Source organism: uncultured Sphaerochaeta sp. (genome assembly GCF_963676625.2).
In the GTDB taxonomy this organism is placed as follows: Bacteria; Spirochaetota; Spirochaetia; order Sphaerochaetales; family Sphaerochaetaceae; genus Sphaerochaeta.
Map to the genome: position 1 here is coordinate 385561 of NZ_CAXXYB010000004.1, position 26533 is coordinate 412093.

Annotated in this window: 23 protein-coding genes; 9 read left to right on the forward strand and 14 right to left on the reverse strand. The window is 43.3% G+C overall.

Annotated features, from left to right (window positions below):
* The first annotated feature begins 22 nt into the window (after window positions 1–22).
* The 4 genes from ACHZBG_RS04995 to ACHZBG_RS05010 all read left to right on the forward strand — a co-directional run bounded on the left by ACHZBG_RS04995 (window position 23) and on the right by ACHZBG_RS05010 (window position 6489).
* On the forward strand, window positions 23–1243 hold the full coding sequence (locus tag ACHZBG_RS04995) for an ATP-binding protein (protein WP_320128349.1): 1221 nt from the start codon (window positions 23–25) through the stop codon (window positions 1241–1243).
* Between the two features lie 326 nt (window positions 1244–1569).
* Window positions 1570–4134, forward strand: coding sequence for a selenium-dependent xanthine dehydrogenase (gene xdh / locus ACHZBG_RS05000; protein WP_320128350.1), 2565 nt, complete (start codon window positions 1570–1572; stop codon window positions 4132–4134).
* A gap of 182 nt (window positions 4135–4316) precedes the next feature.
* Complete coding sequence (locus ACHZBG_RS05005) at window positions 4317–5171, forward strand: AraC family transcriptional regulator (RefSeq protein WP_320128351.1); 855 nt, start codon at window positions 4317–4319, stop codon at window positions 5169–5171.
* A 49-nt stretch (window positions 5172–5220) separates the two neighbouring features.
* Entirely contained in the window at window positions 5221–6489 is a 1269-nt protein-coding gene (locus ACHZBG_RS05010) for an amidohydrolase family protein (RefSeq protein WP_320128352.1), read from the forward strand.
* A gap of 86 nt (window positions 6490–6575) precedes the next feature.
* Here the strand turns inward: ACHZBG_RS05010 and ACHZBG_RS05015 are convergent, their stop codons facing one another.
* Entirely contained in the window at window positions 6576–7580 is a 1005-nt protein-coding gene (locus tag ACHZBG_RS05015; protein ID WP_320128353.1) for a purine nucleoside permease, read from the reverse strand.
* A gap of 217 nt (window positions 7581–7797) precedes the next feature.
* Between ACHZBG_RS05015 and ACHZBG_RS05020 the strand changes: the two genes are divergently transcribed.
* A complete protein-coding gene (locus ACHZBG_RS05020) occupies window positions 7798–9285 on the forward strand; it encodes a nitronate monooxygenase (protein WP_320128354.1) in 1488 nt (495 codons plus the stop codon).
* Window positions 9286–9367: 82 nt separating this feature from the next.
* Here ACHZBG_RS05020 and ACHZBG_RS05025 read toward each other — a convergent pair whose 3' ends face one another.
* From ACHZBG_RS05025 to ACHZBG_RS05045, 5 genes are all read right to left on the reverse strand, one after another.
* Entirely contained in the window at window positions 9368–9745 is a 378-nt protein-coding gene (locus ACHZBG_RS05025) for a pyridoxamine 5'-phosphate oxidase family protein (RefSeq protein WP_320128355.1), read from the reverse strand.
* 16 nt (window positions 9746–9761) lie between these two features.
* Entirely contained in the window at window positions 9762–11657 is a 1896-nt protein-coding gene (locus tag ACHZBG_RS05030) for an ABC transporter ATP-binding protein (RefSeq protein ID WP_320128356.1), read from the reverse strand.
* Window positions 11654–13855 (reverse strand): ABC transporter ATP-binding protein, encoded by a 2202-nt coding sequence (locus tag ACHZBG_RS05035; protein ID WP_320128357.1) that lies wholly within the window; start codon window positions 13853–13855, stop codon window positions 11654–11656. The genes ACHZBG_RS05030 and ACHZBG_RS05035 overlap by 4 nt, the downstream gene beginning before the upstream one ends.
* Complete coding sequence (locus tag ACHZBG_RS05040) at window positions 13848–14327, reverse strand: MarR family transcriptional regulator (protein ID WP_320128358.1); 480 nt, start codon at window positions 14325–14327, stop codon at window positions 13848–13850. The genes ACHZBG_RS05035 and ACHZBG_RS05040 overlap by 8 nt, the downstream gene beginning before the upstream one ends.
* Window positions 14328–14431: 104 nt before the next feature.
* Window positions 14432–14620 (reverse strand): hypothetical protein, encoded by a 189-nt coding sequence (locus ACHZBG_RS05045; protein ID WP_320128359.1) that lies wholly within the window; start codon window positions 14618–14620, stop codon window positions 14432–14434.
* Window positions 14621–14880: 260 nt separating this feature from the next.
* Here ACHZBG_RS05045 and ACHZBG_RS05050 point away from each other — a divergent pair, with 260 nt between their 5' ends.
* The 4 genes from ACHZBG_RS05050 to ACHZBG_RS05065 all read left to right on the forward strand — a co-directional run bounded on the left by ACHZBG_RS05050 (window position 14881) and on the right by ACHZBG_RS05065 (window position 16924).
* Complete coding sequence (locus ACHZBG_RS05050; RefSeq protein ID WP_320128360.1) at window positions 14881–15240, forward strand: hypothetical protein; 360 nt, start codon at window positions 14881–14883, stop codon at window positions 15238–15240.
* 247 nt (window positions 15241–15487) lie between these two features.
* Window positions 15488–16321, forward strand: coding sequence for a hypothetical protein (locus tag ACHZBG_RS05055; protein WP_320128361.1), 834 nt, complete (start codon window positions 15488–15490; stop codon window positions 16319–16321).
* On the forward strand, window positions 16293–16496 hold the full coding sequence (locus ACHZBG_RS05060) for a hypothetical protein (RefSeq protein WP_320128362.1): 204 nt from the start codon (window positions 16293–16295) through the stop codon (window positions 16494–16496). Before ACHZBG_RS05055 ends, ACHZBG_RS05060 begins: the two co-directional genes overlap by 29 nt.
* Window positions 16497–16510: 14 nt before the next feature.
* Window positions 16511–16924: a type II toxin-antitoxin system death-on-curing family toxin gene (locus ACHZBG_RS05065; protein ID WP_320128363.1), complete on the forward strand. Its 414-nt coding sequence runs from the start codon at window positions 16511–16513 to the stop codon at window positions 16922–16924.
* Window positions 16925–16960: 36 nt separating this feature from the next.
* Here ACHZBG_RS05065 and ACHZBG_RS05070 read toward each other — a convergent pair whose 3' ends face one another.
* From ACHZBG_RS05070 to ACHZBG_RS05105, 8 genes are all read right to left on the reverse strand, one after another.
* Entirely contained in the window at window positions 16961–18445 is a 1485-nt protein-coding gene (locus ACHZBG_RS05070) for an FGGY-family carbohydrate kinase (protein ID WP_394699327.1), read from the reverse strand.
* Window positions 18446–18474: 29 nt separating this feature from the next.
* Window positions 18475–19797 carry an amidohydrolase family protein gene (locus ACHZBG_RS05075; RefSeq protein ID WP_320128365.1) on the reverse strand — a complete coding sequence of 441 codons (1323 nt, stop codon included), beginning with the start codon at window positions 19795–19797 and terminating at the stop codon, window positions 18475–18477.
* A gap of 21 nt (window positions 19798–19818) precedes the next feature.
* The gene (locus tag ACHZBG_RS05080) at window positions 19819–20781 is read right to left on the reverse strand and encodes an ABC transporter permease (protein ID WP_320128366.1); all 963 of its coding nucleotides are present in this window, start codon (window positions 20779–20781) and stop codon (window positions 19819–19821) included.
* Complete coding sequence (locus ACHZBG_RS05085) at window positions 20778–21887, reverse strand: ABC transporter permease (RefSeq protein WP_320128367.1); 1110 nt, start codon at window positions 21885–21887, stop codon at window positions 20778–20780. The genes ACHZBG_RS05080 and ACHZBG_RS05085 overlap by 4 nt, the downstream gene beginning before the upstream one ends.
* Window positions 21877–23403, reverse strand: coding sequence for an ABC transporter ATP-binding protein (locus ACHZBG_RS05090; protein ID WP_320128368.1), 1527 nt, complete (start codon window positions 23401–23403; stop codon window positions 21877–21879). Before ACHZBG_RS05090 ends, ACHZBG_RS05085 begins: the two co-directional genes overlap by 11 nt.
* 67 nt (window positions 23404–23470) lie before the next feature.
* Window positions 23471–24529: a BMP family ABC transporter substrate-binding protein gene (locus tag ACHZBG_RS05095; RefSeq protein WP_320128369.1), complete on the reverse strand. Its 1059-nt coding sequence runs from the start codon at window positions 24527–24529 to the stop codon at window positions 23471–23473.
* Window positions 24530–24549: 20 nt separating this feature from the next.
* Window positions 24550–25362, reverse strand: coding sequence for a BtpA/SgcQ family protein (locus ACHZBG_RS05100; RefSeq protein WP_320128370.1), 813 nt, complete (start codon window positions 25360–25362; stop codon window positions 24550–24552).
* Window positions 25363–25382: 20 nt separating this feature from the next.
* Complete coding sequence (locus ACHZBG_RS05105; protein ID WP_320128371.1) at window positions 25383–26141, reverse strand: DeoR/GlpR family DNA-binding transcription regulator; 759 nt, start codon at window positions 26139–26141, stop codon at window positions 25383–25385.
* Window positions 26142–26533: the final 392 nt, after the last annotated feature.

Sequence of the window (26533 nt, forward strand, 5' to 3'; positions counted from 1 at the left end):
TTAGTTGGCTGATACTAAATCTATGATTATCAGAGAACTCTACCTAAAGAAAATAAGACCATTTTATGAGCTCAACCTTATCAAGGTAATTTCTGGCGTACGGCGTTGCGGGAAATCAATCTTGTTGTCCCAAATTATGAATGAAATCAAAGCCAAGACAAATGAAAAGCATATTATCTTCTTTGACGCAGAAGACATTGGTTTGAGAAAATACAAAAATGATCCGGAAGGATTCTATTCCTTAGTTTCATCAAGCATTGTCGATTCTGATAAATACTATATTTTCTTGGATGAAATCCAATACATTGAAGACTTTGAAATAGTACTGGCCTCATTGCAAGCAAAGGTTTCTTGTTCAATATTCGTAACTGGTTCTTGTTCCAATCTTCTGAAAGGAAAACTTGCAACCCGACTCACTGGGCGTACTGTTGATTTTGTAATCATGCCTTTTACCTATAAAGAAACCATCCAATACCTCGAGACCAAAGGAATACAGGCAACAGAAAAAACTTTCACTGATTATCTCATGTGGGGTGGTTTTCCTTTACGTCTGGATACTCAGGAAACAGGAAATGCAAGAAAACTCATGAATGATTTATTCCAAGGAATAATAGCCCGGGATATCTTTGATAATGGGTTATCTGTTTCAAGAACGTCCTTTTTAAACGTAACTTCTTTTATCCTTTCTTTATCAGGCAATACCATTTCACCTTCAAGCATTGCAGGAAATATGTCCTTTTATGAAAAAGAGAAAATCTCAAGACAAACTCTCTATGACTATCTCAGAATCCTGGAAAATGCCTATTTGGTTACCCCAATCCAAAGATACGATATCCTTGGAAAAAAGGCCTTGACCACTATGCAAAAATATTATGCAGTCGATCCCTCTTTCATAACGCTCAACAAGAATGGGAGAGAAACCTCTTCTTTGTCTTTCTCCCTTGAAACGGTTATATGCAATGAATTGATTGCCCGTGGTTATGAAGTATATATTGGCAAGGCAGGAAAAGCCAAAGTGGATTTCATTGCCTGTCAGGAAGGAAAGAAATGCTATCTGCAAGTCGCCTATGATCTCAAGGGGGAGGAAACGCAAACACGTGAATTCGGGGCTTTCCTTCCCATAAAAGATACCTGCCCACGATTCATCATCACCAATGAAGCGTATGATTATTCAAGAGAAGGAATAAATCATATCAATGCCATTGATTTCCTTACCGGAAAGAAAGACCTGTTTTTTAGTTGAAAAGAGATACTGACTTTATTACAAACAACACAGGAAAAAAACCGGCATCTTTACAAACAGATTCACTCAGATTTTTTTGTTTTCCGCCAATCTCAAAGTAGACAATCCAGATCTTTCCAAGCGAAAAAGACCTCCCCTGCAACAAACTACAACCGCTTATTGACTATTTGCCTTTTTCAAGGGAAACTGTACCGGTATAGCATCACAGACCGAAGTATCCCTTGCCAGGATGCTGACGCTAAGCGGCTAACACATGTACCCAACCTAATGGAATATCCTTTTATACTCAGGCACATTGCAGGAAAGGGAAATCGGAGGGCAAAGCTGTGTATGCTTTCAGCGTGAACGGAAAATCTATTACCTATGACGGGGAAGATAAAAAACTTCTTCGTTTTCTTCGTGAGGACCTACAGCTTACCGGGACAAAAGATGGTTGCAGCGAAGGGGCCTGCGGGACCTGCACCGTCTTGATCAACGGAGTAAAGACAAAAGCCTGTGTACCGTCCCTCTCCAAACTTGAAGGCAAACAAATCATTACCATAGAAGGGCTATCCGAACGAGAAGCGGAGATATACTCCTACTGTTTTGCAGAGGCAGGAGCCGTACAATGCGGATACTGTACTCCCGGTATGATCCTTTGTGCAAAAAGCTTGATAGATACTGAAAAGAACCCTACGCAGGAGATGGTCAAGAAGGCCATCAGGGGAAACATTTGCCGTTGCACGGGCTACAAGAAAATTGAAGAGGCCATTTTGCTGGCAGCCACGTTTTTTCGTGAAGACAAGCCAATCCCTACGAAAATCGAACATCCCAGGCTCAATGAAAAATATCGTCGTACCGATGCAATTGAAAAAGCCCTCGGTACAGGCATGTATACCGATGATATCCGTATTCCCGGCATGGTCTATGCGAAAGCAGTCCGTTCGGCCTATCCCAGGGCAAGAGTCCTTTCAATAGATGCAACAGAAGCCCAGAAGCACCCTGATTTTCTTCATCTTATTACCGCAAGGGATGTACCCCAGAATATTCTGGGACACCTTACCCAGGATTGGGATGTCCTTATTGGACAGGGAACAGTTACCCGCTATATAGGAGATGCCATATGCCTGGTAGTCTCGAAAAAGTGGGAAACCTTGAATGAACTGGCATCCTTGATAAAAATCGAATATGAAGTACTTAAGCCAATACTTTCCATCGAGGAAGCCCTATCAGATGATGCACCGTATATCCACGAAAAAGGAAATATTCTTTCGGTGGAACATATTGTACGGGGCAATGCCGACTCAGCCATAGCAGAGGCCAAACATGTAGTCAAGCGAACCTACCATACCCCCTATACCGAACATGCCTTCATGGAGCCAGAATGTGCTGTCGCGCTTCCTGAAGGTGAGGATGGCGTTCTGGTCTATACCTCAAGTCAGTCCATCTATGATGAACAGCACGAAATCTCCAGAATGTTGCAACTCCCCCCTGAAAAGGTCCATTGCCATAGCATGCTTGTCGGTGGAGGTTTCGGGGGCAAGGAAGACATGAGCGTTCAGCACCATGCAGCCTTGGTTGCCTGGATATTGAAAAAACCGGTCAAAGTCAAACTCAGCAGACAAGAAAGCCTATCGGTACATCCTAAACGTCATCCGATGGACATAGAGCTTACCACTGCGTGCGATGACCAAGGCAGGCTTACCGGCATGAAAGCAGTCATCCTGGCCAACACCGGAGCCTATGCCTCTCTGGGAGGCCCCGTGTTGCAACGAGCCTGCACCCATGCCTCTGGTCCGTATAACTTCCAGAATTTCGAAGTCCTCGGGAAAGCTATCTATACAAACTTGGTTCCTTCTGGAGCTTTCCGCGGTTTTGGGGTAACCCAAAGTTGCTTTGCCGTCGAGTCGAACCTCAATTTGCTTGCCGATGAACTGGGTATTGATTATTGGACGATCCGGAGAATAAACGCACTCAAAAATGGAGACATCATGCCCAATGGACAGATAGCGGGTCCAGATACTGGCATAATCGAATGTCTGGAAGCCGTAAAAGAGGACTTCTTTGCTTCAAAGCGCGCAGGTATTGCCTGTGGCTTCAAAAACAGTGGCGTTGGCGTGGGAGTTCCCGATACAGGACGTTGCATTCTCTCCGTTGAACAGGGAGTGGTTCACATTCGTACCAGTGCAGCTTGTATGGGACAGGGCGTGGCCACCATGTGCATGCAAATGCTTGGCGAGACCTGCAATCTAGAAACTTCCGATATGCTTGTTGAACGACCCGATACCATCCGCACCCCGGATTCCGGAACCAGTACAGCCTCACGACAAACAGTATTTACGGGAGAGGCTGTCAAACGGGCAGCCCTCCAGTTGAGGAAACAGCTCAAGAAAAATAGCCTTATTTCATTGGAAGGACAAGAATTCCATGGAGAATATACCAGCATAACCGATCCCATTACTTCAACAAAAAAGAATCCGGTCAGCCATGTTGCCTATAGCTACTCAGCCCAAGTAGTCACCCTTGATGAAAACGGAAAACTAGAACACGTAACAGCTGCCTGCGATGTCGGAACACCTGTGAACCTCCAGGCTCTGACAGGACAGATTGAAGGCGGGGTCGTTATGGGTCTGGGCTATGGACTCACTGAAGACTTTCCCCTGAAAGAAGGATACCTGGATGTAAAGTACGGCACCTTGGGACTATTGAGATCCACTGATGTGCCGGAAATTGAGGTCAAATTGGTAGAAGGTCCCCAGAAAAGTCCCATTGCCTATGGCGTAAAAGGTGTAGGTGAACTATGCACCATCCCGACAGCCCCTGCCTGTCAGAACGCCTATTTTCGGTTTGACGGGAAATTCCGTACCTCGCTTCCCCTGGAAGAGACTGCCTACAGGAAGAAGAAACAATAGTAAAGCTGCCAAAGACTTGGCGCAGTTGTCTACATACGCTTCTTTTGCCAATTTCTACAGATTGTTTTGCTACCACTACCCTTTCTTTATGAGCCCTGTTGAGAATCTCTCATTATTGTGCATCAATAGAGAGGAATACTCTCTTGGGACTCCCTATACTCTGGTTATAAGAGGAAAAGCACATGCAGTGGCTGGAAAAAATCAATGAGGCTCTATCGTATATCGAGGAAAACCTGGACGGGGAAATATCCTATGAAAGGGCAGCCAGTATCGTAGGTTGTTCCACATACCACTTTCAGAGGATGTTCTCGTTCATGGTGGGAATTCCTCTCTCCGAGTATATTCGGAGGAGGAGACTTACCAAGGCAGCCTTCGACCTACAACAAGGAGACAAGGTTCTCACCGTGGCATTACGCTACGGATATGAATCCCCGACCTCCTTCAATCGGGCATTTCAGAACCAAAACGGATTATCGCCCTCTGCTGCACGTAAAAAGGGAAACCTGCTCAAGGCCTTCCCTCGCATAACCTTTACATTATCGATCAAGGGAGCAGAAGAAATGAATTATCGCATTGAAGACAAGGAATCATTTACCGTCGTAGGTTTTTCCCTGAAGCTGGAAAAAGATTCGGACTCATCCTTTGACATCATTCCCAAGTTCTGGGATGCCAAAGAGAAATCTGGGGACATTGCTCGACTATGTACACATATGGGACAGGAACCAAAGGGTCTGTTGGGAGTATGCTGTACAGGTGACCAAGACAAGGATTGGATGTATTACATCGCAATTGCCTCGGATAAACCAGTACCCCAAGGATTGGAATCACATACCATCGATTCAACAACCTGGGCAATTTTCTCGGGAAGAGGAGCCATGCCAAAAGCCATTCAAGACCTCCAGAAGCAAATTATGAGCGAATGGCTCCCCTCTTCTGATTATGTATTTGGAACGGCCCCCGATATTGAGCGCTACATTACCGAAGATACTACTGATCAGGAATTCGAAGTCTGGATTCCTATCCAACCAAAGAAGTAATCCTTCACAGACCCTTGGGAAATGGGAATATGCGTGGTATCATATTCCCATGATACTAAAACACGCGCGATACATCGGAAGCGACCACTTGGTTCATACGGGCGATATCAAGATTTCCTCCTCGATCATTGGCGAGATTGCCGATAACCTGGCCTCCCAGGGGGATGAGGAAATGTATGACTGTTCTTCCTATATCATCATCCCTTCCCTCTCTGACTGCCATGTACATACCCCAGATACCCTAGGCAGGGGATTGGACCGTGACCTGTCCCTGAAACAATGGTGCAATGACACCGTTCAGGGAAAATTGCAAAAATTCATCTTCGATTACCTAGACAACAACGTACATACTCCTGCTTTCAGGACCTTGGTACTCTATTCCTACATACAATACGTCAGGAACGGAGTCTCCTTCATCGTGGAGACAGGAGAAGCGGATGAATCATCCCCCATTCTACAGGAATGTGCCCAACAGATAGGGATAAAGGGTATTGTCGACTATTATGAACAATACCCGACGGATGTGGCCGAAACAGAACTCATCTGCCAAGGCATCCATCTTCCTGAAGAAGAAGAGCTTGACCAAGAAGGTCTTCTGGAAACGAGAAATCACTATGAAATCGACCACCCTTATCTGATGACCCACTGCCTGGAAACAAGTTGGAGACGAGCGGACATCGAGAAAAAATTCGGGCTATCAACAATTGAATTGCTTGCAAGAGAACATATGCTGGGAAAAGAGACCATTTTGTTTCATTGCGTGGAAACCACGGGACAGGATATTGCCCTTCTTGCCAAGCATCAGGCAAACGTCGTCCATTGTCCTCTTTCGAATCTGCGAAGCGGAGCTGGCAGCATGAATCTCTGTGCCATGCTCCAGCAAGGAATAAATGTTGTGCTGGGAACTGACTTTGCAACCCATGATATCTGGGACGTCATGCGAGCTACCTATGGTGAGTTGAAACAAAGTCTGAGACAAAATCAGTATTCTGCTGATACCGTATTTGATATGGCAACAAAGCATGCGACAGTTTTTTCCCAGAAAGTCGGATATTCAGGGCAAATCGAGGAAGGCTCGAGTGCCGACCTGGTTTTCATCCGAATAACTGATGCGATCAGCCCACTCGTTTCCCTTCCAGACTTTTCCAATGTCCTGCATAACCTGGTCCTCTATACTAGGAAAGATATGATCAAGAGTGTTATGTCCAACGGAAAGTGGATACTGAAAGACAACCAATTCATGACTGTAGATGAAGAACAGGTACTGAAGGATTATTCCTTGATTGTGGCTCAGTTGTTCCAGGATTTCCAAGAATAGAGATTACGCGAATAGAAGCAGGGACTCCCTTTGCAAGATAAAAGGAGTCCTTTTTCATCGAAAAACTGCAAGCGAGGGGTATCAGTTTACTTGGTTGAAGGAATTGTATTCTTGTACGTATCCCAATTTGCAACCAATTCATCGACTACCGTCGAGCCAACAAGGAATCCGTTCGTCATCCCCATGGAGAAGGCTCCTGAACTGGCATCAAGGCTTTCAAGAACCGTCTGACCCTCATACGGTTGATCATAGTTGACTATGTCCCGACATACCAATAAACGGTCAAGCAACCCATAATTCATTGCGGCAACAGCAAAAGCATTGTCTTCCATCTGGGTAACCATATAGGCTCCTGCCTCATAGGATGCACAAACTTCATCTGCATGCAAGGAAGAATGCTTTCCGTGCCAATAGTTGTCCCCAGTAACGGAAACACCCATACGGACAGCGGGTTTTTCCAAAGCCTCTTCACTTCCATAGTTTGCCCGGTAGGCTTCGGCCTTGGCATCATCGACCAACACTACATCCTTGGTTGTTGCATATGCCCAATTTGCCAAATTCTGGTTCAGTTTGATATAACCTGATCTATCATAGCCGTTGCTACGCATAAAGGTTGCCGTTGTCCCGGGAGCGATATCGGATTCTGTCCAGGAATGTCCCAAATCATAATCAACCAATTCCTTTGCCCAGACTACATCACCGAGGGTTCCTCTTGTAGGAGGCATGCCACCACAACCGGAAACCAGTATATACGTGTGGGAAGTATCGAACCGAGGGTCGGAAAGAATGGCAGTAAGCGTGGAAGAAGCCTGGGCTTTTCCCATTCCTGCTATACATCCCGCAATACCAGCATCATTGATATACAAAGTCAACGGCATGGTATTGAGATTATAATCCGTGGCTCCGTCAAAATACTTTTCATAGTAATGCTGGAATTCACCTGCAAAATCACCTTTATTGGATCCCACTTCAAACATATCCAGGACGAGGACTTTGATCACAGGCTTTTCCACCACGCCTTGTGCTCCAAGATTTGTTGCAAGAAAACACATAACCAGCAACAAACATACCACTTCAAACCTTTTTTTCATCTGATTTTCCTTAAAATTGTTCTATTTTGCAAAAGATACCAGAACTATCGTTGCAAAGACAAGCGTTTCAAGATGACATATTCACTTTTCCAGGTTTCTTGAAAGAAAGGATAATTTACCAATACATAACACTATGACACTTTTTGTAAATATGTTAAATTAATACTGACTGGAGATTGGTCTCCACGGATATACCATCAAGAAAAGGAAAAAGCCGATGAATATAGCACGCTTCGACAGCCTCATGACCTCGCTTCGTACCGTATCGGATAACCTTGCGAAAACGTTGCCCATCAAAAAAATCAGTAGTTTTCTCGAGGAAATACAGCTTACAAAACCAAACTGGCCTGAACTTCGCATTGGCAGGCTCGTTGCTTCCGTTCCAATTGTACAAGGAGGAATGGGAGTAGGAATCTCTCTCTCTTCTTTGGCCTCTGCCGTTGCAGAAGCCGGAGGCATCGGTGTCATTGCAGCCAATGGTATCGGTCTGCTTGAAAAAGATTATTTTCAGGATGGGCAGGCTGCCGGACTCAGGGCCTTTCGAAGGGAAATTCGCACTGCCAGGGAAAAAACCAAGGGAATCATCGGAGTGAACATCATGGTGGCACTCAATGATTTCCACCAAATGCTCGATGTTGCCATCGAGGAAAAGGTCGATATCGTCTTTATGGGAGCAGGTCTTCCCATCAAGGGACTTCCTGTCGAACGAATGCGCGAGAACGGAGTTGCGATAGTACCCATTGTAAGTTCTGCCCGGGCCACCGAAATGATTTTCAAGATGTGGGGGAAAATTTACAAGGACATTCCTGATGCCGTGGTTTTTGAAGGACCTCTTGCCGGGGGACATCTGGGATTTACACCTGAGCAACTGGATGACAAGGCTTTTCAATTACAAGCAATCGTTCCCCAAATCGTTGAGGCACTGATTCCTTTCAGCGCGGAATATGGCAGGAAGATTCCGGTTATTGCCGGAGGCGGGGTATATTCTGGCAAGGATATCCACGACACCTTGAATCTAGGAGCCGCAGGCGTACAGATGGCAACTCGTTTTGTTGCGACCGATGAATGCGATGCCGATATCAAGTTCAAGCAAGCCTATGTAGATTGCACCAAAGAACAGATCGGCCTTATAAAAAGCCCCGTGGGGATGCCTGGAAGAGCAATCCGTAATGACTTTATCATTGATGCAGAGCAAGGACGGCGCCCTGCCTTCAAATGTGCTTGGAAGTGTCTTGCCAGTTGCAAGGCCCAGGATGCAAACTATTGCATTTCCATTGCCTTGAACAATGCCCGCAAGGGACTTCTCCGCCAAGGTTTTGTATTTGTTGGTGCAAATGCCTATAAAATCAAGTCCATTGTTCCCGTAGCCTCTTTGATAAATGAACTGGCCGAAGGGTATTGGCTTGCAGCCCATGAGAAAGTCTCAGTGAAACTGGAGAATCTGGTTGCCCGTGCAGAAAAACTCTGGAATACCTATGAAGGAGTCGATTCCGTGGTAAAAGAACTGGGAAAAGCCTATGTCCAAGCCTTGCAAGCATTCCCAGAAAGACTACCGAAGAATCCATTGCCTGAATTACGCACCCAATACAACAAAGCAATGTCAAAAGCCCGAAACCTGCAATTCCAGATAGCTGAGCATGTGGTAGGTGCCTGGGATCTTCTACATGAAGGAACTTCCGTTCCTGTTTCGTCTTCGAATAATTAAAAAGTTGAAAAACATACAAGGATGGCCGTTTTGGAAAAACTCCAGAATGGCCATCCTTGTATTGTTTGTTTATTTCGATTGTTTACAGAAGTCGTTCACTTCCAGAATAAATTTCCTCTGTCTTGAGGACCGTAGCTCCATGTCCAGGATGTTTTTTCGGATTCCAGCTTTTCATGAAATCAAAATAATCTCCTTCAGTACAGTATTCCAGGCTCCCCTTGATCTGGTAGGATTTGCCCTCCTTGGTGATGAACAAAAGCGTGGCCTTGCTACCTTTCTCAATATTCTCTTTTGTTTTCAAAAAATAGTTATTGGCAATGACAATCTGGCTCTCTTGATACAAACCAACACAGGTGGCATAAATGCTGTTGGGCATTCCTAGCCCATTTGTAGTAGTAAAAACTACTGCCCCATCTCTGTTTGCCCAAGCTTCCAATACTACTTGCGGTAATTTCTGCATGTTATCCTTCCTTATATTAAACTACTTTCTCAAACTGGCTATTATACAAGTCTGCATAGAACCCATTCTTTGCAAGAAGCTCAAGATGCGTTCCCTGTTCAACGATATCGCCATCCTTCATGACAAGAATCAAATCTGCATTGCGAATGGTCGACAAGCGATGGGCAATGACAAAACTCGTCCGATTCTCCATAAGGGTATCCATCGCCTTTTGGATCAATATCTCGGTTCTGGTATCGACACTACTTGTCGCTTCATCAAGAATCAGAATCTTCGGATCTGCCAAAATAGCCCTGGCAATCGTAAGCAATTGCTTCTGCCCCTGGGAAATATTATTGGCTTCCTCATTAAGGACCTGGGAATAGCCATCAGGCAAGGTTCGCACAAAATGGTCTACTTGTGCGGCAATAGCTGCTTGCTTGACCTCTTCATCAGAAGCCTCAAGCTTGCCATAACGGATATTGTCCGCGATAGTCCCATTATACAACCAAGTATCCTGCAAGACCATTCCAAACAACGAACGAAGTTCACTTCTCTTGAAATCATTTATATTTCGACCATCAAGAAGGATTGCCCCAGTTCCTACATCATAATAACGCATCAGCAACTTGACCATGGTTGTCTTTCCCGCACCGGTAGGACCTACGATGGCAATCTTCTGTCCAGGTTTAATGCATGCACTGAAATCATGGATGATCGTCTTATCCGGATTATAGCCAAAGCTAACCTTGTCAAAGCAAATATTGCCATCGACTTCTACTGTATTGACAGAATCAGTATCGGAGTTGTTGCGCTTGATCGACAAGGCATTCTCAGCTTCATGGATCTCTTCACCTTCTTCCAGAAACTCAAAAACCCTCTCCGCTGCCGCGGCAGTCTGCTGGAGAATGTTGGATATGTTGGCAACCTGGGAAATTGGCTGGTTGAATGAACGAACATATTGGATGAAGGCTTGAATTCCCCCTACCGTTATGGCACCGTTTATGGCAAGATACCCGCCAAAGATACAGATGGCAACATACGAAAGGTTTCCGATAAAGTTTATGATCGGCATCATCAAGCCAGAAAGGAAATTTGATTTCCAGGCAGAATGATACAAGGCTTCGTTATATTCGCCAAAGATTCTTGCAGAATCCTCCTCTCCGTTGAAAGCCTTGACCACTGTATGGCCACCTAGCATCTCCTCTACGTGTCCATTCACCTTCCCAAGAAATTTTTGTTGATTCTTGAAGTGTTTCTGCGATTTCTTGATGATGATCATCACTACAATAAAAGAAATCGGAATGACACACAAAGAAACCAAGGTCAGATGCCAGCTAATCGAGAACATCATGATGACAATACCAATGATCGAGGTCACCGAAGTGATGATTTGCGTCATACTCTGGTTCATGGTCTGGCTTATCGTATCGACATCGTTGGTTATTCTACTCAAGACGTCCCCATTGGAGGTCTTGTCATAGTAACCCAGGGGAAGACGGTGCATCTTTTCACTGATGTTGTTTCTAAGCCGAAAAGTTACCTTGGCAGTAACACCACTCATCACAAATCCCTGCAGATACATGAAAAGGGCACTGAAGACATAGAGGCCAATCAAATAAAGGAGTATTTGTCCAATCCTGGTAAAATCAATGTTTCCGCTTCCACCAATCTTTGCCATGATACCGGTGAACAGGACATCTGTTGCCTGCCCCAGCATCTTTGGTCCAAGAATCGTGAACACGGTGGAAATAATGGCAAGGATCCACACAAACAGTATCGTCCAGGAATACTTACCAAGATAATTGATCAATTTGGACATCGAGCCAGTAAAATTCTTGGCTTTTTCTCCTGCCATCATGCCATGCATACCCGGGCCACCCATAGGACCCCTCTGGGGTTTCATTTTTGGTTCATTTGAATTCTGACTCATGCAAGTTCTTCCTCTGAAAGTTGCGAAGACGCAATTTCAAAATACTGTGGGCAAGTTTCCAGTAATTCGGCATGAGTCCCGCGTCCAACGATTTTGCCTTCATCCAGTACAAGAATCTGCTCAGCCTTCATGATGGTGCTTACACGTTGGGCAACTAAAATAACGGTGCTCTCTGAAGTATGTTCCTTGAGAGCTTTGCGAAGCTGCATATCGGTCTTGAAATCCAAGGCGGAAAAACTATCGTCAAAAATGAGTATCTCGGGATTCTTGATCAAGGCTCTGGCTATGGAAAGCCTTTGCTTCTGACCTCCAGAAACATTCGATCCTCCCTGGGATATACTTGATTCAAAGCCCTCTTCTTTTTCAGTAATGAATTCAGAAGCCTGGGCTACCCTGGCAACCGTTTCAATTTCTTGTTGGGTAGCATCCTTTTTTCCATACGTGAGGTTGGAGGCAATAGTGCCCGAAAGCAATACACCTTTTTGGGGAACATACCCTATCCTCTCTCGCAAGTCCTTCTGTCGTACTTGCCTGATGTCTACACCATCGACCAAAATACTTCCCGCGGTAACATCATAGAACCGCATGACCATATTCGCGATCGTCGATTTTCCCGAACCAGTGGACCCAATGATGGCCGTCGTTTTTCCTGGTTCAGCAATAAAGGAAACATCCTCAAGGGCATTCTCTTCAGCTCCATGATATCGAAAGGAAACATTTCTGAATTCAACCAAGCCCTTTCTGGTCGAATCAAAATTCTTTGGATCCTTGGGATCGATGATGGAATTCTCTGTTGTCAGTACCTCGGAGATACGGGAAGCAGAAACTGCAGCCCGTGGGGCCAGAATGAACATGACCGAAAGCATCAAGAAGGACATGATGATTTGCATGGCATACTGCATGAAGGCCATCATATCACCGACCTGCAATACGGAATTGGCTATCTGATGTGCACCAACCCATACAATTGCCAGCGAGACACCACTCATTACCAGAGTCATCACGGGCATCATCAGGGACATGATCCTGTTTACAAAGAGCGTAGTGTCCGTAAGATCATCATTGGCGAGCTCGAAACGTTTCTTCTCATAATTCTGGGTTCCGAAGGCACGGATTACCATCAACCCGGTAAGATTCTCACGGGATACCAGATTCAGTCTATCAACAAATTTTTGGATGGCCTTGAATTTTGGCATGACAATGGCCATCAGTATCATGATCACTCCAATAAGGACAAGACAGGCAACAGCGATGATCCAACCCATCGATGCCGATTTTCCCAATGCCATGAGGACTCCACCTATGCCCATGATCGGGGCATAGCAGATCATTCGGATTCCCATCATAAAAAATCGTTGTATCTGGGTTATATCATTGGTGCAACGGGTAATAAGGGACGCAGAGGAAAATTTGTCGAATTCATTGCTGGAAAAACTCTCAATCTTCTCAAACACATCCTTGCGCAGATTCTTTGCAATGCCTGCGGCAATTCGGGATGAGAGAAAACTTACCAATACTGTCGCTACTCCACCCAAGAGGGCTATGAGCAACATCCTGAATCCTATTCCCAGGATGTAGGAGGACTGGACTGACGAGATATCAGCACCAAGCTCAGTAAGAAAGAGCCTTGAAAACATTATGCCACTTTGCTTGAGTATCGAGGCATTGTTGGAAAGTGCCTCTTGGTGGGCAGTTTGTATGACATCGGCTGGAAGTCGATCCAACATTGGTTGCGCTTGGTATAACTTGGCTATATCCATGGATTTCGTATCAATACTCATATTGGCAGTAGTGCCAGCCTGACTTTCCATTGCCTTCAGGCTATTGATCATGGTCCAGGTTGCTGTCCCAAAGGCCGTATCAAGCGCTTGCAGATCGCTACTCGTCAGGGAAGTTCGTACAAAAATCTTGTCAGTTGCCTTGGGATATTCATTAGTATCGGCAGCTACCAACGAATAACTCGTATTGACCAGGGTTTTTTCGTTATCATCCATGAACGTAGTAATAAGCGTCATTGCCTTCTGGCTCAAGGCAAGGGGAGATGCATCGACGATCCCATTTTGCTGGATACCTACGTTTACGATGTCAGACATATAATTGGGCAGATTCAATTCACAAATGGCCTGCACAAACAAAGTGGCTATGGTCAGGACCAAGCCAAACAAAAACGGTTTCAAATACCGGGACAATTTAGTCAAGATGTATTTCCTTCTCAAATTCCTGAAGGGGAAGATCCTTCAGTTCTTCAGAGATATCGGTCAAAAGGCTTACCAGGGAAATCAACTGTCGAGTATTAGCCTCACCAAAGCGAGCTATGGTAAAGTCCATCCGATCATTGAAAAAACATTTAGCCTTCTTTAGGATATCTTTTCCTTCCTCTGTAAGAGTCACCACAATTTTTCTGCGGTCATTTTTATCTATTTCCCTGCCGATATATCCTTTTTTCTCCAAGGAATTGAGCATCTGGGATACTGCAGGTTTTGTAAAATGCGGATGGTTCTGCATCTCAGAATCAGCAATATCAGATCCAGAGCAAGAGACATCCTTTCCTATTCTATCCAATACGAAGAATTCACCCATATTCAGTCCAATATCAGGAGGAAAATTTCTGCCCACTTTCTTTAACCGGTGCATGGCAGCAATCAACTCTTCCTTTAAGACAACATCCATTTAATTGCATCCTTAATTATTAACATGATTAATTATTAATAGTAATAATATTCAGTATAGTACTAAAAACGTATCCTCCTAGGCAAGTAAAAAAGATGTAATTATCATGAATATTGAATGTTCTCCCCTTGAAGAAAAAAATTCCCCCATCTCCATGGGAAGGAGGAGGGATTATATTCTATAAAATGCAAGTTAACAGCAGCTGTAGGAATAATCTGAATTTCCTGTTTTGTAAACAACAGATCAAGTTTTTGCTCCACTCTGTCTAGATCTTCCTTAGTAGGTATTTCCATTAGAAACCTCCTCTTCTCGTTTGTTTGGCTTTTTTGCTTCCGTCATTGCTGAACTATAGGAAAATAGGTGTTTCCTTTATTGATTTTCTCAATGACTGCTTCTCGGAGTCAAGCTTTCTGAAATTTTCCAGATTTCGCCACTGCAACGTCCATTTTTTTCATTTTTAGGGTTCAGATCAATATTTACATATATTTAACTTGTTAACCATTTTTAGTCAAATTTATTTAACTTTTGTTTGTGTGGGCTTATACTCCTAAATATGGAAAAAGAAATGCAGGGATATCAGTTCTGGAAAAGAATTGAGAATTTGAACCAATATGAAAGTCTCAAAGTTTTGGCTAAAAAGGCTGGACTTAATTACCCGTTGATAAAGAATCAACGATCTGCTGCACGATTACTAAAAATATTAAATGCATATATTCTTGCAAAAATGAGCAATACCTCAATTGAGTATCTTTTAACAGATAAAAATTCACGGACGTCTCAATATCCTCTGCGGGGAATAAGAGTGGCTGATAAATTATGTAAGGTTCCTTCACGAAATTTTTCAACAGTTGAAACTATGATTCTGTCGTTGTCAAATGAAGAGGACACTAACAAACAGTCCGTTCTGGCATAATTTACGATTTCAACATGTGGAAAGAAAACTACAAACAGTAAAACGAGTAAAGGTGATTTCTGATGGGTAAGATGGACCTTTTATATAGATTCGTTGGTAAATTTGAAAATAAGAAGGGAAGAGCGGTATATGGAAACGTCCAGTTTAATTTGGTATTGTTAATTCAGAGAGTTCCGCTGTTCGGAACATTGAAATAGTGGAAAAGTAGTATACAAAATCTGAAAAGCTTTGTATGAGGAGAAAAATTATGAGTCTAATAGTTTCGTTACGTGTTCCTGATGGATTAGTCATCGCTGCCGATAGTTTAGCAACTGGTCATCAAGGCATAGATATTAGTTTCAAAGGAATGACATTAAGCTGTCCTAAATGCCATACGATTATTCCAGGGGATAAGTTAAAAATGCCCCATACTTCATTCAATATTCCATTTTCTGCTTCATCCTATACTCAGAAATTGATAAGCATTGATGATAAATATGCGCTATCTTTTTTTGGTTTGGGTGTATTGTCAAATAAAAGCATCTATTATCATATACAACTACTGCAAAAGACAGGTAAATTGAAAGATAAGACATTATCTGAGACTGCTGATATTATCATAGAATATTTTATGATGGAGCTCGAGAAGAATTTTCAAGACTATAAAACAAATGCACCAAAAGACTGGGCTCCAATTGGATTTCATTTGGATGGATTTGAGGATAATCCCGATGGTACAGATCTACAAGAAGGTGTTACATACGAATTACATCTCGGAAAGAATTCAGAGAAAATTCGTCATGCTGATATAGGATGCACGGGGAGCGGTGAAAATGACATAATGCGAAAATTTTTCCAAATGGGGGAGAATTCTCGAGACAAGATTAGATATCCTTTACTTTCTCTCCAAGATGCAATAGACTTAAGTACATTCCTTATTGATACTACTAGTAAATTCCAAAGATTTGGAAGAACTATTCAGACAGTGGGAGGGAATATTGATGTTGCGTTGATAACCCCATTTCATGGGTTTCAATGGATTCGACGGCAAGAACTAATGGAGAAATTAGAAAATGGGAAATATAAGGTTACAGGAGCTTAGAAGTCAGGATCAGAGTGTGACTCTGACTGGTGTAGAAATTACAGTAAAAGATTTGCCATATTATAATTTCAGTGTAAATCCTCATTCAGTGGATAGTTCAGAATTGGAGGATCAGACAGTCATGGCTGAGATTTTTACAAAATATCAGCAGGCATGGGTTAGCCTCGCAAAATAGCCCAGGATTTTTCAGTGCTCAGATTTCTTACAGAAGACGAGATTATTAAATTGCAAATTGCCACCATTGAACATCATGGTGGTGATTTGTTTTCTCTCGGTTGTTTGCTTGGTGATTTGAAATATATTGTTGAATCTGTAAATCTAGAAGTTTTCGGAGAACCTCGATATCCCTCGATTTATGATAAAGCTGCATTTTATTGTACCAAGATAATTCAAGAGCATATTTTTTATGATGGAAATAAACGAGTGGGAATTCTAAGTGCGTTCTTTTTTCTCAAAATCAATAATTATACCGAATGTGTTGATATTTCTAATCAAGACATTGAATCGTTAGGGATATCAGTTGCTACTAATCATATGGACCTTCTTTCTGTTTCCCTGTGGTTCAAACAAAGATTTTATTGTATTGATGCAATCATTTACTGATATTTGTTTATATAATAACAAAAAAATAAAATATATCTATAACAAACCAATAGTTATAGGTTTCAAAGCTTCATAGAGGTGCCTGTATATTTCATACGGACGTTCATAGAGTAAGTGATTTTCTGGGTTATAGGGGATATCAAGCAGATCATCCATAAAGCAATCGGCAATTTTTTCCTCCATGATCCCGCATCCAATACCAGCAAGCAAGGAAGCACCAAGACAGGATCCCGGGTTGTGTTTCACATACTGCAGATCATATCCAATGACATCAGCCATAATTGACCGCCATAACATACTCTTTGAGCCCCCGTTTGTAATGAAGACTCTCTTGATAGGTAGATTCAACTCTGAAAACACCTCGATGTGATGGCGAAAACTAAAGGCAACCGCTTCAAGCATCGCCCTGTAGACATGGGCTTTCGTATGGGAAAGGGACAATCCATAGATTACACCTTTTGCATTGACATCAAAAAGAGGCGTCTTTTCTCCTAAAAAATAGGGTAATATCACAACTCCTTCAGATCCAGGAGTGACGAATTCCGCCATTTTATCCATTTCCAAAAAATCCGTAAATGAAAATTCATTCTGGAACCATTTGAGCATTGAACCGCTACTGGCAGTACAACCATTGAGTAAAAAAGGAACGTCTCTACTACATCCATAGTCAATGAAGAGTCTGTTATCAGTAACCAAGAAATCCAAGGCAAGCAGGATATCTCCCGCTCCTCCAAGTTTGAGAACCAAGTCCCCCGGTTTTCTTGCTCCTGTACAATACGAAGAGGCAATATGGTCTGCAGTACCGGCAATAACAGGAATTCCTGCCTGTAAACCAGTGAGTTCTTCAAGCTTCTTTGTAGTCATTCCTACTATATCAGTTGTTTGAGAAACAGGGGGAAGCCAGCTCCGTTCGATACCGGCAAGAGGAAACAATGCGTGCAACCAACAAGCTTCCTTTATATCCCACATGCCACTTTCCAGCGCCCAGTTATGTTCAACCTGGACAATCCCTGTCAATAAATACGCAATATAATCATACGAACCAAGGATGAACTGAATCTTGGCAAATACTTCAGGACGATTTCGAGATATCCAGAGAAGTTTGGGAAAGAGGTGTTGTTGATTGACCTTATTTCCCGTTTTGGAGAAAAACCAATCAGGATCGATTTGAGCTTCCAATTCCTTGATTTCCCGTTCCGACCGGATGTCATTTTGTTGAATTGAATTCATGAGTGGCTTCAAGTCGTTATCTAGTGCAATCAAGGCTGGGACCATTCCCGTTACCCCAATGGCCTTTATAGCTCCTGGTTCAACTTCTTGGGTTACCTCATGAAGTAAGGCATATACATTTTTTTCCCAAACTGCAGGATCTTCCTCAGCAAATCCGGGATGAGGACTTAAAAGATCATGGGTTTTGGTCCAGGTTCCCTTAATTTCTCCAGTTGAGGAAACCACTATCATTTTTATTGCAGTTGTGCCGACATCAATTCCCAACGACAACGCTTCATCCGTTTCAATCATCATTCCCCCTATCGATTCATCTGTAACATTTAGTCGGCCATTCTTTCAAGCAGGGTCGAGGTTGCAATTTCAAGGTTTTTTGAACACTCTTCCATATCAAGGGTCTGGAGAAGTTTTTCTTTCATCAGCCAAACTCCGTCAACCATGGTATGAGTCACACTCATCCCGGAAACTGAATAAACCAATTGGGTATAGAAATCTTGGCCACAGAAAGGTCCCCATCCAATATCGCTCGTATCCAGGGCAATGATATCAGCCATCTTGCCCATTTCCAAAGAACCAATCTCGGATCCTTTTCCAAGAGCCTTGGCCCCACCCAAAGTGGCCATGGTTACCAAATCCTTCGGCGTGATTGCCTGTACATCTTGTTCCCGGTGGATGATCAGTTTACCGGCAGTTCCCATTTCCCCGAACATATCATAGCTATTGCTATTGCAGACATTGTCCGTTCCCAACACGACATTCAGGCCTGCTGACCGCATAGCTTTGACCGGAGCTGCAGGAAAACCACTTCTCATCGCCGCTGAGGGGGCCATGACCGGGTAAAAAGGATACTTTGCAAGCAGTTCAATATCCTCTTGGTCGATGGTAATGGAATGGGCAGCAAGGATAGGTATTTCCAAAATCCCAAGCTCTTCCATCTTCTTGGCAGCAGAACAACCAAAATGAGGCAGGCAATAATCGTTCTCCTCATTACTGGTGGCAAAATGAATATGAAATCCAGCATTGTACTTCTTGGCCAGGGCAATCTCGCGTTGAATAAGCTCAAGACTATTGTCAACAAAAAAGGCATGCGGCCCCACCCAACCGGAAACACGGGTATTTCCTTGTGCCATTTCAAGAAAGGATTCACACCGAGAAAGTTCACGTTCACGAGAGACAGCATCGCCCAGTTCAACGATTCCATAGGCAAGAACTCCACGAAGGCCCGATTTCTTCACTTGTTCATAAATTTTGTCCGTGTAAAAATATTGATCGGCAAAGCACGTGGTTCCCGTGCGGATCATTTCCGCACAGGAAATGGGAGTGGTAAGACTTGCCATTTTTTCATCGGCAAAGGATTCATAACGCCTGAGCGTATTGATAAACCCATCCATGGTAAAGAGAGAAACCCCTTCGCACATTCCCCTAGTCAGAATCATTGGAGTATGGTTATGGCAATTTACCAAACCAGGCATAAGGAGCTTGTTTCCCAATTGTACAACTTCATCACTAGGCTCGGCTGGATAGGAACCTTCGCCAACAGCAAGTATTCGTTCATCTTGAACCACTACAAAGCCAGGACTATAGATGTGGTAATCAGAATCCATTGTCAAAACATATTTTGCTTCAAGAATCATCTTTTCAGGCATACCGCCCTCCTCTTTTAATCATTAGTGAAGTGAATTGCGGCTTTTCTGCAATTTTGCCTTATAAGAAACCAAGCCAAGAATAACCAGGGTCAAGAAATATGGCAGGATCTGAATCACATAGGGGGGAATCTTTGTTACGTTTTGCAACCGAAGGGCAACTGCATCCGCAATTCCAAAGAACAAGCCAGCAAAGAAAGATCCTCCAGGATTATTGAATCCAAATAGGGCAGCTGCATTTCCCAGCCAGCCTCTGCCACTACTCATATCCCGTGTAAACAAGGTCAAATGACCTACGGAAAGAAAGGCGCCGCCCAGACAAGCCATGGAACCACTGAGTATCAAGGCAGAATATTGAACCTTTTTTACGGATATTCCAACAGATCTTGCTGCTTCTGGATTTTCCCCTACTGCCTTGAGATACCTTCCATATTTTGTCTTGCTGAATAGTATCACCATGATAATGGCCAACACCCACGTTGCATACACAATAATATTGTACCCGGAAAAAAGTTTTCCGAGCATCGGAATCCTTGAAATCAAGGGAAGGGAATAAGAAGGCAGTTGTACAATACTCGGATCAGACCAAGTACCTGACTGATGGAAAAGAACCCTCATCAGGTATACAGTTGTTTCACTTGCAAGCATGTTGATCGCAATGGACAAAATAACCAAATCAACTCGAAACCGGGTATGCAACCAAGCAAAAAACCATCCCATCATAGCCCCAAAAATCATTGCTACAAAAACGCCCAGGTAGGTTGCCAGTACGGGGTGCATAACCCCCAATACCGTATGGTTCCGAAATAAATAGGTTGCCACAATAGCAATGAAAGAACCCCAAAGCATCTCTCCTTCTATTGCAAGGTTCAAGACACCGGCTCTATTGCACAGTGCAGCGGCAAGGGCAGCCAAGATTACAGGAGTTGCAAGTCTCAGGGAACTACTGAGAAGATTGATGGTGAAAAAATCAAAAAAAGTATTCATTTCACTGACTCCTCATTCCCTATGGAGTTTTTTTTCAATCGATGAAAAAAATTAAATACCTTATCATATATTCTCTCTACCATGGGTCTATAGATATTCTCGGTTGCGACAAAGAAAATGATAAGTGCAATGAGGACACCTCCCAATTCTCGCGGAATTTTCAGATTGATTTGCAATCCCAATTGAGCACCTTGCCTAATTCCGGCAAGAAGAATGGCAACCAAGAGAACACCAAAAGGATGTGAACCTCCAAGCATTGCAACACTCAATCCATCAAAACCCAACCCAGAAGAGAACCCAGTCATGATTCTATGATAGTTACCCAGTATTTCCATACACCCCGCCAAGCCAGCAATTCCTCCTCCAATAAACATGGTTCGAAGAACAACCCTGTCAGATTTTATGCCACCATATTTTGCAAACAGGGGAGCCTTGCCAACCATCCGCATCTCATATCCCCCAGGAGTCTTCCAAATATAAATATAGGAAAGAAAAACCAACGTGATTGCGATGACAAAGGAAACTCCCCACCTCGATCCTTTTACGAATTGCGGTAACCAGAGCGCCTGATCCAGGACTGCGGATTGCGCTTTTTGTCCGGCATCAGAGCGCAGGGGAAAAGCAACCAGGTATTCCAAAGCCAAGGTTGCGATATTATTCAACATTATGGATGAAATGATTTCATTGACACCTAACTTGACCTTTAGCAAGCCAGGTATCAAACCATACAATCCTCCGGCAGCAATTGATGCAATGAAGATGCAGGGTACCTCGATATAAGGCGGAAGATGCAACTGAACACCTAACCAAGCTGCCATGACTGCCCCGAAAACATATTGACCTTCCTGGGCAATACAAAAGACCCCGACCCGGAAACCATACATTGCAGCAAGCCCCGTGAGAATCAAGGGCGTTGATTGACCGAGGGTTATCAAAAAGGGACTTACGCGGCCAGAGGTTCCGAATGCACCGGAAAGCAAAACTCCAAAAGCTTTCAATGGTGAAATTCCTGTCAAGGCAATCAACAGAAACGAGGCAACAATTCCCAACAGAATTGCAGTGATTGAGACAAAGACATTACTTCTGAGGCCTTTATTATTTTTCATTTGCGAGTACGCCTCCCACCATGAGTAGGCCAATAGTATTTTCATTGATTTGTGGGCCTTGCAATTCACCTTGCAATCTTCCTGAAAACATTACCCCTACCCGGTCGCTCAACGACAGGATTTCTTCAAGTTCTACTGAAACCAAGAGTATGGCGACTCCAGAATCCCTCTGTTCGACAATCATCCTATGGACAAACTCAATGCTTCCCACATCAAGGCCTCTTGTAGGTTGATTGACTATCAACAATTTTGGATGCGTGGCCAACTCACGTCCCAAAACCACTTTCTGCATATTCCCACCACTTAATTTGACAACAGGGCCATCGACAGTTGCACCGGCGATGGAATAGGAATCAATAATTTTTTGCGCATGGTCTTCACAAACTTCAGGATTGAGCAAACACCCTTTTCGAAATTCTTTTCTATCCTGAAAACCAAGCAGGACATTGTCGGAAACCGAGGATTGAGGACTCAATCCCATAGCAATCCGGTCTTCCGGGACATGGGCAATTCCCTCTTTCCGTCTGCTTTGTACCGATAACCGGGAAATGTCCTTTCCCTGCAAACACACGTTGCCTGAGGTTGGTTGTACCATTCCACAGATGCAGGAGACCAAAGCATCCTGCCCATTTCCGGTTACTCCGGCCAACCCATAGATTTCACCGGCACAGATATGCAAAGAGACTGAATCAAGTTTTGTAATTCCGTTACCATTTCGATATCCAAGATTTTCAACAGAAAGGACGATAGCCCCTACATGGGCTTCTTTTCGGGGAACCTGAAAAATGACATCTCTTCCCACCATCATGTTTGCAAGTTCCGCAAGAGTGGTCTTCCTAGTTTCCCTTGTCCCGATCACACTGCCCTTTCTCATTACGGTAATTCTGTCTGAAACATCCAGGACTTCCTGCAATTTGTGACTGATAAAGAGTATTGTGGTTCCCTCTCTTGCCAAAATCCTAAGAGTTTTCAAGAATTCCTGAACTTCGGAAGGCGTCAAAACTGCGGTGGGCTCATCAAGAATGAGAATACTGACATTTCTGGCAAGCATCTTGAGAATTTCCAAACGTTGCAATAAACCAACCGGCAAGGTCTCGGTTATTGCATTTGGATCTATAGGCAAATGGTATTTCTTGGATAAATCCGAAACAAAGGCAACTTCCTTGCGATGATTGAGCAATCCATATGTATTGGTTTCCATTCCCAAGAGAACATTCTGGGCTACAGTAAAGGAATTTACCACCATAAAATGCTGATGGACCATTCCAATGCCTGTCTCTATTGCCTCAGCAGGATTCTTGAAATTAACAGGAATCCCTTTTACGTACATACTGCCACTATCAGCCTGTTCCAAACCAAACAAAATGTTCATAAGGGTAGATTTGCCTGCTCCATTTTCCCCGCAAATTGCATGGATCTCTCCTTGGGTAACAGAAAAACTCACCTTGTTATTTGCCTGTACGTTTGATTCGGAATAGAACCGATCAATATTTTCAAACCTAATGACTTCTTTCATGCGAACTCCCTCTTGAAACAACCCCATTCCAAACAGATCGGAATGGGGCTTTTGGTACGGGAAAAGCTTACTTCAGGGAATCCCATAAGGGTTCACTCAGGGCATCATATACTTTATATTCTCCACTGAGAATTTTTGAGCGATAGTCAGCAATGGTTTTCTGGATTTCCGGAAGTTTAGCTACCATATCGGCAGGTCCATTATCTGCAAAGGTAGTCACTCCCATATCCCAGGAAAGTCCAGTTGCCCCATCTTCCATATCAAGGGTACGGAAACCACCTTTAAACGTTCCTTTTACATATTCATCAATCAAATCAAAGGTGCTATTATCAACCCTCTTGATTACAGAGGTAATGATAGTCCCCGGATAGAAATCATCTTGAACGTTATCTACACCAATGGCAAATAAATGTCTTTCAGCTGCAGCGGCAAGCACTCCTTCACCAGAAAGCCCACAAACCTGATACAAAATATCACAACCTTCATCATATAGGGCAATGGCGCTCTCTTTTCCAAGTGTTGGATTGGAGAAATCAAAACCAAGGTAGTTTACATATACTTTACAGTCAGGGTTGACTGCAAGAACACCTTGCTTAAAGCCATAGTAGAATTGATTGATACCAGGAGCATCCCCTCCACAGACAACACCGATTTTATTCGTCTTGGTCAGCATTCCACTTGCGACACCAGCCAGAAAACTCGATTTATTGACATTGATCAACAAGGAAGCAAGATTTGCCGGAAGTTTATCTGCATATAACTCACTGGGAGATCCAAACATCTGGTCCGGATATTCTGTTGCCAGGTCAAGCATCATCTGAGTATCCAGGCCAACTCCAAGAATCAAGTCATATCCTTTATTGATTACACTGCGCATGGCCGTCTCATGTTCATGGACACCTTGGGTTTCGATCAGGTCGACTTTTACCGGCAATTCCTTGTTTGCCCGGTCAACCCCCATAGCGGCGCTGTCACAGAATGAACGATCCCCAAGGGGACTGGGAAGAACAACTGCAACCGTTGTCTTTTCATTTTTCACTTCAGAGGGTTCTTTTGCGCCATTTGCGAAAAGTGATACAGAAAACAACAGAACCATGAGGACAATAAAACAGAACTTTTTTCTCATTTTCTCATCTCCTAAAGACCTTATTTTCTAAATGCCCTGACGGCATCCATGAATCTCAATACTTTTTCCTTATCGACCATTTCATAAAAATCATTGGCAACCTTGAATGCCGAACCAACAACGGCACCATCAACAACCGCCAGTTTTGATGCAATGGAATCCGCAGTACATCCGGTATTTGCAAAAACGGGGGTTTCAGGAACGGCGTTGGCGACCAGACTAAGTAAATCGGAAGAGGTTTCAGCTCCGGCAGTTCTTCCCGAAACACATAAAATATCCGGTTGATCATTGAAAACCGTTGTTTTTGCAATATCCACCAAATCCCTGTTTCCCAGATATACACTTGCTTCAGGATAAATATTGAACATCAGTTTTACTGAGTCTCCCCCAATATCATGCCTTCGGCGGGAAACATTCCCGTAGTTGGTATCCCAAAGACCAAAATCGCTTGCATAGACCCCACTGAATATTTCCCGTACAAAGGTTGCACCGGTAACAACGGCTAGTTCAACGCTTGCCTTTGCATCCCATAGCACATTCACTCCATACGGTATTGAAATCTCCGATCTGATCTCCCCAATTATCCTTGCCATTGCGGCAATGGTAATGGCATCCACTTTGGTCAAATAGGGAAGACTGAATTCATTGGAAAACATGACAGCATCGACACCCCCATCCTGCAGTGCATGCAAATTCTTCAAGGCTCTTTCAATGACCCACCCCATTCCCTTTTCTGTATCATACTTGGGATCTCCGGGAAGAGCGTCCAGATGACACATTGCAATAATGGGTTTTGCTGTCCCATATGCTTCTTTCAACCATTCTTTACTCATGTTTCCTCCACAATTGCCAATCATTTGGGTTGAATTACTGTTATTCCTTGTTGATGAAAGGATTCGCGAAGCGGTTCCGGTACTTTCCCATCAGTAACAACAATATCCAATACTTCCAAATCACATATTTTCGCAAACGTTATCTTGTTGAACTTCGAATAATCGGCCAAGGCAATTACTTGGTGCGAGTTTTCTACGAGAATCTTTTTCACTGCCGCATCCTCGGCATTGTATTCAGTCACTCCAACTTTACTGTCGATACCCCCAATCCCCATGAAGAACTGATCAACATGGATATTCTTCAAGAATTCAAGGGTATAATTCCCAATCAAGGATCCCTCACCAGGCCGCAATACACCACCAGGCACAATTACCTTGAGATTGCTATGATTAAGGCAAAAATTCATTACACGAAGATTTGCGGTAATGATTGTCAGTTCTTGATAGTCCGTCAGGCTTCGAACCAAAGCCAAGGCAGTAGTTCCGCTATCAAGGGCAATGGTGGTTCCCTCCTTGACAAGGGAAGCGGCAAGATGGGCTATTGTCTGCTTTGCTTCCAGGGAACTGGAAGCACGCAAATCAAATTGAGGTTCCTGTATGCATTTATTAATTGCCATGGCACCACCATGAACTCTTCGAATAAGAAGTTTTTCCTCAAGTGGTTGAAGGTCACGTCTGATTGTCATCTCTGAAACTTGAAGGCGACTGGACAGGTCTGTAACAGAAACAAACCCATCCTGTTCCAATAATTCTAGAATTAATTGTTGTCGAGTATTCATAATGCCTCACTCCAATTTGTTCGACTTCGCACACCATGCCTATAACTTATTGCGTAGGAACGATCATCTGTCAATGAAAGCATTTTGCCGAAAATTGAAGGGAGATTTATAGAAAGAGGCGAACCCAACATGGAAACAAACAGAATGAATTTCAGTAATAATTACTGGAAAAAATCAATATATGACCAATTTTGTAAAAATTGTTTTACTTTATCAAAGATTTGGATCAAATATTTTACCATTGTCAATAATTCATGTTTTGAACAAGAATTCGCGAATTCAAGTCTTCTGGACTATTATGTGAAATTAATTTGGTCGTTATCTAACATTTATACGCGTATATTCGAACATATTTTGTTTTTTAGATTATATTTGTGCAAATTCACACAAAT